Source organism: Streptomyces albidochromogenes, assembly GCF_005981925.1.
Lineage (GTDB): Bacteria > Actinomycetota > Actinomycetes > Streptomycetales > Streptomycetaceae > Streptomyces > Streptomyces albidochromogenes.
Map to the genome: position 1 here is coordinate 1 of NZ_VBVX01000283.1, position 8,137 is coordinate 8,137.

The following is an 8,137-nucleotide window of genomic DNA, read 5'->3' on the forward strand; positions in this document are numbered from 1 at the left end:
CGCAGGAGCCGTTGCGGGTGCCCGGGCAGGGGTCTGCGCCGGAGGTGCCCCGGTCGACGGGGGTGGATCTGGCGCGGGTGGCGTTGCGGGCGGCGAAGGAGCAGGCGCGGGCGCGGGGTGCGGCGGCGCAGCAGCGGAATCAGGCGCGGCGCGGTGGTGGGCTGCGGTCGGGTTCGGGTGCGGACGGTCGTGATCCGTTGGCGTTGGGTGCGGCGCTGGACCGGTTGAAGACGGAGCGCGGCTGGGAGATGCCGATGGCGGTCGGGGGTGTGATGGGCCGGTGGCCGGAGATCGTGGGCGGGGATCTGGCGAAGCACTGTGTGCCGCAGCGGTACGACGAGGACGAGCGGGTTCTCACGGTGGGGTGTGATTCGACGGCGTGGGCGACGCAGTTGCGGTTGATGCAGCGGGAGCTGTTGAAGCGGTTGAACGCGGATCTGGGCCGGGACACGGTGCGGGTGATCAAGATTTTGGGGCCGGGTGGTCCGCCGCGTCGTTTCGGTGCGCTGAGGGCGCCGGGGAGTACGGGTCCGGGGGACACCTACGGCTGAGTAGCCGGTGTGCGCGTGAGGTGTCCCTCACGGCGGTGGGTCCTTGACAGCTGGAAGCGCTGGGTGCCCGTGTGAGCCTCTTGGAGCCCCTTCCCGGATATGGGGAGTCGGGCGGCGCTGGTTCAGGTCGGCACATGGGGACTCAGGTACCGGCAAACCCCCATGAGTGTCCGCGCTACCGGTAGACTGGTGGACAATCCCGCCCGCGTGCGGGACACGTCGACTTATACAGAACGACGCAGCCGGTCCCGTTTGTCGCGGTCTCGGCTCGTGCTGTGCCAGAAAGGGCGCTTCGTGGCCGATTCCGGCGACCCCAACGAGAACATTCCGTCCACTGATGCCGGTGGGAACGGCGAGGCCGCACCGCAGGGCTCTTCGTCGTACGACGCCAGCGCGATCACCGTGCTCGAGGGTCTGGACGCGGTCCGCAAGCGCCCTGGCATGTACATCGGCTCGACCGGTGAGCGTGGTCTGCACCACATGGTGCAGGAGGTCGTCGACAACTCGGTCGACGAAGCCCTGGCCGGCCACGCGGACACCATCCACGTGACGATCCTGGCCGACGGTGGCGTCCGCGTCGTCGACAACGGCCGAGGTATCCCCGTCGGGATCGTCCCGTCCGAGGGCAAGCCGGCCGTCGAGGTCGTGCTGACGGTCCTGCACGCGGGCGGCAAGTTCGGCGGCGGCGGTTACGCGGTCTCCGGCGGTCTGCACGGCGTCGGCGTCTCCGTCGTCAACGCCCTGTCCACCAGGGTTTCGGTGGAGGTGAGGACCGACGGTCACCGCTGGACGCAGGACTACAAGATGGGCGTCCCCACCGCGCCCCTCGCGAAGCACGAGGAGACCGAGGAGACCGGTACGTCGGTGACGTTCTGGTCGGACCCGGACATCTTCGAGACGACGGATTACTCCTTCGAGACGCTTTCGCGCCGTTTCCAGGAGATGGCCTTCCTCAACAAGGGTCTGACGATCACGCTCACCGACGAGCGGGAGTCGGCGAAGGCCACGGTCGGCGCGGACGACCCGGACGCCGAGGCGGCGGACGAGCAGCCGGCGCGGACGGTGACGTACCACTACGAGGGCGGCATCGTCGACTTCGTGAAGTACCTCAACTCGCGCAAGGGTGAGCTGATCCACCCGACGGTGATCGACGTCGAGGCCGAGGACAAGGAGCGGATGCTCTCGGTCGAGATCGCGATGCAGTGGAACTCGCAGTACACGGAGGGTGTGTACTCCTTCGCGAACACGATCCACACGCACGAGGGCGGTACGCACGAGGAGGGCTTCCGGGCGGCGCTGACGGGTCTGGTGAACCGTTACGCGCGGGACAAGAAGCTGCTGCGTGAGAAGGACGACAACCTCACGGGTGAGGACATCCGCGAGGGTCTGACGGCGATCATCTCGGTGAAGCTGGGTGAGCCGCAGTTCGAGGGTCAGACGAAGACCAAGCTGGGCAACACGGAGGCGAAGACCTTCGTGCAGAAGGTCGTGCACGAGCACCTCAACGACTGGTTCGACCGCAATCCGAACGAGGCGGCGGACATCATCCGCAAGTCGATCCAGGCGGCCACGGCTCGTGTGGCGGCCCGTAAGGCGCGTGATCTGACGCGTCGCAAGGGTCTGCTGGAGAGTGCGTCGCTGCCGGGCAAGCTGTCGGACTGCCAGTCGAACGATCCGACGAAGTGCGAGATCTTCATCGTCGAGGGTGACTCGGCCGGTGGTTCGGCGAAGTCCGGGCGCAATCCGATGTACCAGGCGATCCTGCCGATTCGCGGCAAGATCCTGAATGTCGAGAAGGCGCGGATCGACAAGATCCTGCAGAACACCGAGGTGCAGGCGCTGATCAGTGCTTTCGGTACCGGTGTGCACGAGGACTTCGACATCGAGAAGCTCCGCTATCACAAGATCATTCTGATGGCGGACGCCGATGTCGACGGTCAGCACATCAACACGCTGCTGCTGACGTTCCTGTTCCGCTTCATGCGGCCGCTGGTCGAGGCGGGGCACGTGTACCTGTCGCGTCCGCCGCTGTTCAAGATCAAGTGGGGCCGGGACGACTTCGAGTACGCGTACTCGGACCGGGAGCGCGACGCGCTCGTCGAGCTCGGCAAGCAGAACGGCAAGCGGATCAAGGACGACTCGATCCAGCGCTTCAAGGGTCTCGGTGAGATGAACGCCGAGGAGCTGCGCATCACGACGATGGACGTGGACCACCGCGTTCTCGGCCAGGTGACCCTGGACGACGCGGCGCAGGCCGACGACCTGTTCTCGGTGCTGATGGGTGAGGACGTCGAGGCGCGGCGCTCGTTCATCCAGCGCAACGCCAAGGACGTCCGCTTCCTCGACATCTGAGTCGGCCGTGCAAGCCACCAGCCGCAGCTCGAAAGGATTTTGACCAGCAATGGCCGACGAGAACACCCCTGTCCCCGTGACGCCCGAAGAGGTGCCGCCCGTCGAGGGTGTGGGCATGCGTGTCGAGCCCGTGGGGCTCGAGACGGAGATGCAGCGTTCGTATCTCGACTACGCGATGTCCGTCATCGTGTCGCGTGCGCTGCCCGACGTGCGGGACGGTCTCAAGCCCGTGCACCGCCGTGTGCTGTACGCGATGTACGACGGCGGGTACCGGCCCGAGAAGGGCTTCTACAAGTGCGCCCGTGTCGTCGGTGACGTCATGGGCACGTACCACCCGCACGGTGACTCCTCGATCTACGACGCCCTGGTGCGCCTGGCGCAGCACTGGTCGATGCGTATGCCGCTGGTGGACTCCAACGGCAACTTCGGCTCTCCGGGCAACGACCCGGCCGCGGCGATGCGGTACACCGAGTGCAAGATGATGCCGCTGGCCATGGAGATGGTCCGGGACATCGACGAGGAGACCGTCGACTTCCAGGACAACTACGACGGCCGCAACCAGGAGCCGACGGTTCTGCCGGCGCGGTTCCCGAACCTGCTGATCAACGGTTCGGCGGGTATCGCGGTCGGTATGGCCACGAACATCCCGCCGCACAACCTGCGGGAGGTGGCGGCGGGCGCGCAGTGGTTCCTGGACAACCCCGAGGCGGGTCACGAGGAGCTCCTGGACGCGCTGATGGAGCGCATCAAGGGCCCCGACTTCCCGACCGGCGCGCTGGTGGTGGGCCGCAAGGGCATCGAGGAGGCGTACCGGACGGGCCGCGGCTCGATCACGATGCGCGCGGTGGTGGCGGTCGAGGAGATCCAGAACCGCCAGTGCCTGGTGGTGACGGAGCTTCCGTACCAGACCAACCCGGACAACCTGGCGCAGAAGATCGCCGACCTGGTGAAGGACGGCAAGGTCGGCGGGATCGCGGACGTCCGTGACGAGACGTCTTCGCGTACAGGTCAGCGCCTGGTCATCGTGCTGAAGCGGGACGCGGTCGCGAAGGTCGTGCTGAACAACCTGTACAAGCACACCGACCTGCAGACGAACTTCGGCGCGAACATGCTGGCGCTGGTCGACGGAGTCCCGCGCACGCTGTCGCTGGACGCGTTCATCCGGCACTGGGTGACGCACCAGATCGAGGTCATCGTCCGGCGTACGCGTTTCCGGCTGCGCAAGGCGGAGGAGCGGGCGCACATCCTGCGCGGTCTGCTGAAGGCGCTGGACGCGATCGACGAGGTCATCGCGCTGATCCGGCGCAGCCAGACGGTCGACGTGGCGCGTGAGGGCCTGATGGGCCTGCTGGAGATCGACGAGATCCAGGCGAACGCGATCCTGGAGATGCAGCTGCGCCGGCTGGCGGCTCTGGAGCGTCAGAAGATCGTCGCGGAGCACGACGAGCTTCAGGCGAAGATCAACGAGTACAACGCGATCCTCGCCTCGCCTCAGCGCCAGCGGCAGATCATCAGTGAGGAACTGGCCGCGATCGTCGACAAGTTCGGTGACGACCGCCGCTCCAAGCTGGTGCCTTTCGACGGTGACATGTCCATCGAGGACCTGATCGCCGAGGAGGACATCGTCGTCACGATCACGCGTGGCGGCTATGTGAAGCGTACGAAGACGGACGACTACCGGTCGCAGAAGCGCGGCGGGAAGGGCGTGCGCGGTACGAAGCTGAAGGAAGACGACATCGTCGACCACTTCTTCGTGTCGACGACGCACCACTGGCTGTTGTTCTTCACGAACAAGGGCCGGGTGTACCGGGCGAAGGCGTACGAGCTGCCGGACGCCGGCCGGGACGCCCGTGGCCAGCACGTGGCGAACCTGCTGGCTTTCCAGCCGGACGAGCAGATCGCGCAGATCCTCGCGATCCGCGACTACGAGGCGGCGCCGTACCTGATCCTGGCCACCAAGGGCGGTCTGGTGAAGAAGACGTCGCTGAAGGACTACGACTCGCCTCGGTCGGGCGGCGTCATCGCGATCAATCTGCGGGAGACCGCGGACGGCGGTGACGACGAGCTGATCGGCGCGGAGCTGGTGTCGGCCGAGGACGACCTGCTGCTGGTCAGCCGGAAGGCGCAGTCGATCCGCTTCACGGCGACCGACGACGCGCTGCGTCCGATGGGCCGTGCGACGTCGGGTGTGAAGGGCATGAGTTTCCGTGAAGGGGACGAGCTGCTCTCGATGAATGTCGTGCGGGCCGGTACGTTCGTGTTCACCGCGACCGACGGCGGGTACGCGAAGCGGACCCCCGTGGACGAGTACCGCGTCCAGGGTCGTGGTGGTCTGGGCATCAAGGCCGCCAAGATCGTGGAGGACCGCGGCTCGCTGGTCGGCGCGCTGGTGGTGGAGGAGACGGACGAGATCCTCGCCATCACGCTCGGCGGTGGTGTGATCCGTACGCGAGTCAACGAAGTCAGGGAGACGGGCCGTGACACCATGGGCGTCCAACTGATCAACCTGGGCAAGCGCGATGCCGTCGTCGGTATCGCTCGCAACGCCGAGGCCGGTCGTGAGGCCGAAGAGGTGGAGGGCCCCGAGGGGGCCGACACCGACGCGGCCGAGGGCGATGCGGTCGAGGTTGCCGAATCCGCCGAGGGCGCAGCGCCTTCGGCCGGTGAGCACGAGGAGTAAGAGCGTGAGTGGAGCCACGGGCGCCGGAGCGGCCGCTTCCGAATCTGGAGCACCCGGTGTCCGTGGCTCTGCCGCGGACTCCCAGGGGGGGACTGTGACCGGTACGCGGGGAACCCAGCCGCAGAGTTACGACGGGTACGGGAACGGGCCGCTGCCGAGCGAGCGTGAGCCGCAGGGCCAGACGGCGCAGCCGTACCACCCGCCGCAGGCGTACGACTCGCCTCAGGGCGGTGCGGCCGGGACGCAGGGCGGGCAGCAGCGGGGTGTAGCCGCGGTGCGTCTGCCGCGTACGGGGGCGCGTACGACGCCGCGTACGCGCAAGGCGCGGCTGCGGGTGGCCAAGGCCGACCCGTGGTCGGTGATGAAGGTGAGCTTCCTGCTCTCCATCGCGCTGGGCATCTGCACGGTGGTGGCCGCGGCCGTGCTGTGGATGGTCATGGACGCGATGGGCGTCTTCTCGACGGTGGGCGGGACGATCAGCGAGGCGACGGGCTCCAACGAGAGCAACGGCTTCGACCTGCAGTCCTTCCTGTCGCTGCCGCGTGTGCTGATCTTCACGTCGGTGATCGCGATGATCGACGTGGTGCTGGCCACGGCGCTCGCGACGCTCGGCGCGTTCATCTACAACCTGTCGGCGGGCTTCGTCGGGGGCGTCGAGCTGACGCTCGCCGAGGACGAGTAGCGGGCCGGCGGAACCGATTTTGGTACTGCCCCCGAGGTGCGCTAATCTTCAGGGGCAGCGCGGGGCTATAGCTCAGTTGGTTAGAGCGCATCCCTGATAAGGATGAGGCCACAGGTTCAAATCCTGTTAGCCCCACCGCGGACCTGAAAAGGTCGAAGGCCCGGCAGATCGAAAGATCTGCCGGGCCTTCTGCTGTGTGGAGGGCGTGAGTTGGCACGGGTATCTAGGTCACCGATCGGTATCGGTCGGTGTGTATAGTCGGGCGCCAGAAGTCTCCTACGTCAAGGAAAGACGAGGTCGCGCGGTGAAGAAGCTTCTCCTGGTCGCACTGGCCGCCATCGGCGGGCTCCTCGTGTACCGCCAGATCCAGGCGGATCGCGCCGAGCAGGATCTGTGGACGGAGGCGACTGACTCCGTGCCCGCAGGTTCGGGTGTGTGAGACCCAGTAGTCCCAGTACTTGACCCCGGTCGCTGAAGCGGCCGGGGTTTTGTGCTGTCCGGGGGCCGAACGGGTTGTGGCGGGTTGTTGTCGGACCGTGACGGCACACTTCTTGTATTCACCACAGCAAATCACTAGCTTGCATGAGCAAAGCGAGGGAGTGGCGCGGCAGTCGGCGCAGACAGCGCTGGGGCCTGCGGGGCAGGATGGACCGGCGAGACGACGAGGGGGGCGCGTGATGGGGCAGCGCGGCAGGGGCAGGGTGGCGCCGGCGGTGATGGCGGCGCTGTGCGCGGTGGCGGCGCTGCCGGCGCAGGCGCGGGCCGCCGGCGAGGTCCGCCCGTACGCCTTCGATCCGTCGGCCGAGTGGGTCGAGGGGGCCGCGAGCAACACCGACGCCCGGCGGCTGAGAGCGGGCGGCACGTACCGGGACACGATCGGGCCGGGCGGCAGGCTCTTCTACCGCCTGGAGCTCGACGCGGAGTCCAACGCCTACGTGGCGGCGACGGCCGTGCCGCGGCCGGGCACGAAGGTCTCGTTCGACGACGCGCTCAAGGTGACGCTCCAGGACCGCGACGGCGACGTGTGCGGTGACGACACCGCCCGGTTCGGCTCCGCGCGGTTCGCTCGCCCGCTCGGGACCTACGCGCACCGCACCGTCGAGAAGGACGGCCCCTGCCAGGAGCGGGACAGCTACTACGCGCTGATCGAGCGGACCGGCGCCGCCGGTTCGTCGGGCGACCCGTGGGAGCTGGAGATCCGGCACGTCACGGAACCGGGCGTGGAGCCGGGCGGGCCGACCGAGGCGCCGGAGGACTGGCCCAGCGGCTCGCCCGCGCCGCCGCTCACCCAGGCCCGGGAACGCAGGGGCGGGACGGGCTTCCACCGTGCCACCGGGCTGGAGCAGGGCGAGTGGCGCGACCGGATCAGGCCCGGCGAGACGCTGTTCTACAAGGTGCCGGTCGACTGGGGACAGCAGCTGTTCGCCAGTGCGGACCTCGGCAGCACGGCCGGCGAGGGGTACGTGTCCCACGCGCTGACCATGGCGCTGCACAACCCCGCCCGTGGACTGGTCGACAGCGCCAGTGACATCTCGTACAACGGCCGGCAGAAGTCGACGGCGCTGGACCCGCTGCCGCCGGTGGCGTACGAGAACCGCTTCGACTCGTCCGACTCCGTCAACGGGATGCGGTTCGCCGGCTGGTACTACCTGAAGGTCAGTCTGAGCCCGGACGTGGCGCGGGACTTCGGGCCGGGCGCGCTCGGGCTCACGCTGCGGCTGACCGTCGCGGGCGGCAACGGCGGGGGCGCGCCCGAACTGGCCGTCGTCTGACTGGTGTTGCTGAGCACGGAACCGCCCTGGGACTTCTTGATCTCTTCCATCCGGTCGGTGGCCTCGGCAGCGCTGACGCTGCCGTCGGCGACCTGCCCGG

6 protein-coding genes, 1 tRNA gene and 1 pseudogene are annotated in these 8,137 nt (G+C 67.9%); 7 read left to right on the top strand and 1 reads right to left on the bottom strand.

From position 1 onward, the window contains the following. Positions 1 to 11 precede the first annotated feature (11 nt). The 7 genes from E2E34_RS27280 to E2E34_RS27310 all read left to right on the top strand — a co-directional run bounded on the left by E2E34_RS27280 (position 12) and on the right by E2E34_RS27310 (position 8,037). Positions 12 to 551: a DciA family protein gene (locus tag E2E34_RS27280; protein WP_138904569.1), complete on the top strand. Its 540-nt coding sequence runs from the start codon at positions 12 to 14 to the stop codon at positions 549 to 551. A gap of 270 nt (positions 552 to 821) precedes the next feature. Next, positions 822 to 2,903 carry a DNA topoisomerase (ATP-hydrolyzing) subunit B gene (gene gyrB / locus E2E34_RS27285; protein WP_138904570.1) on the top strand — a complete coding sequence of 694 codons (2,082 nt, stop codon included), beginning with the start codon at positions 822 to 824 and terminating at the stop codon, positions 2,901 to 2,903. Positions 2,904 to 2,952: 49 nt separating this feature from the next. Further along, entirely contained in the window at positions 2,953 to 5,583 is a 2,631-nt protein-coding gene (gene gyrA / locus E2E34_RS27290) for a DNA gyrase subunit A (RefSeq protein ID WP_138904571.1), read from the top strand. A 94-nt stretch (positions 5,584 to 5,677) separates the two neighbouring features. After that, on the top strand, positions 5,678 to 6,265 hold the full coding sequence (locus E2E34_RS27295) for a DUF3566 domain-containing protein (protein ID WP_138904572.1): 588 nt from the start codon (positions 5,678 to 5,680) through the stop codon (positions 6,263 to 6,265). Between the two features lie 61 nt (positions 6,266 to 6,326). Further along, a tRNA-Ile gene (locus E2E34_RS27300) sits at positions 6,327 to 6,400 on the top strand. Between the two features lie 169 nt (positions 6,401 to 6,569). Beyond that, on the top strand, positions 6,570 to 6,704 hold the full coding sequence (locus tag E2E34_RS36695) for a DLW-39 family protein (protein ID WP_003958712.1): 135 nt from the start codon (positions 6,570 to 6,572) through the stop codon (positions 6,702 to 6,704). A gap of 238 nt (positions 6,705 to 6,942) precedes the next feature. Next, positions 6,943 to 8,037: a hypothetical protein gene (locus tag E2E34_RS27310; RefSeq protein WP_138904574.1), complete on the top strand. Its 1,095-nt coding sequence runs from the start codon at positions 6,943 to 6,945 to the stop codon at positions 8,035 to 8,037. Here the strand turns inward: E2E34_RS27310 and E2E34_RS27315 are convergent. Further along, positions 8,010 to 8,137: pseudogene (locus tag E2E34_RS27315) on the bottom strand (DNA-binding protein); the annotation flags it as partial. The gene E2E34_RS27310 and the pseudogene E2E34_RS27315 overlap by 28 nt on opposite strands.

What these genes read in the sequence shown, in the direction of transcription:
- gyrA (WP_138904571.1), top strand. Translation starts at nt 2,953, where the DNA reads ATGGCCGACGAGAACACCCCTGTCCCCGTGACGCCCGAAGAGGTGCCG.
- E2E34_RS27310 (WP_138904574.1), top strand. Translation starts at nt 6,943, where the DNA reads ATGGGGCAGCGCGGCAGGGGCAGGGTGGCGCCGGCGGTGATGGCGGCG.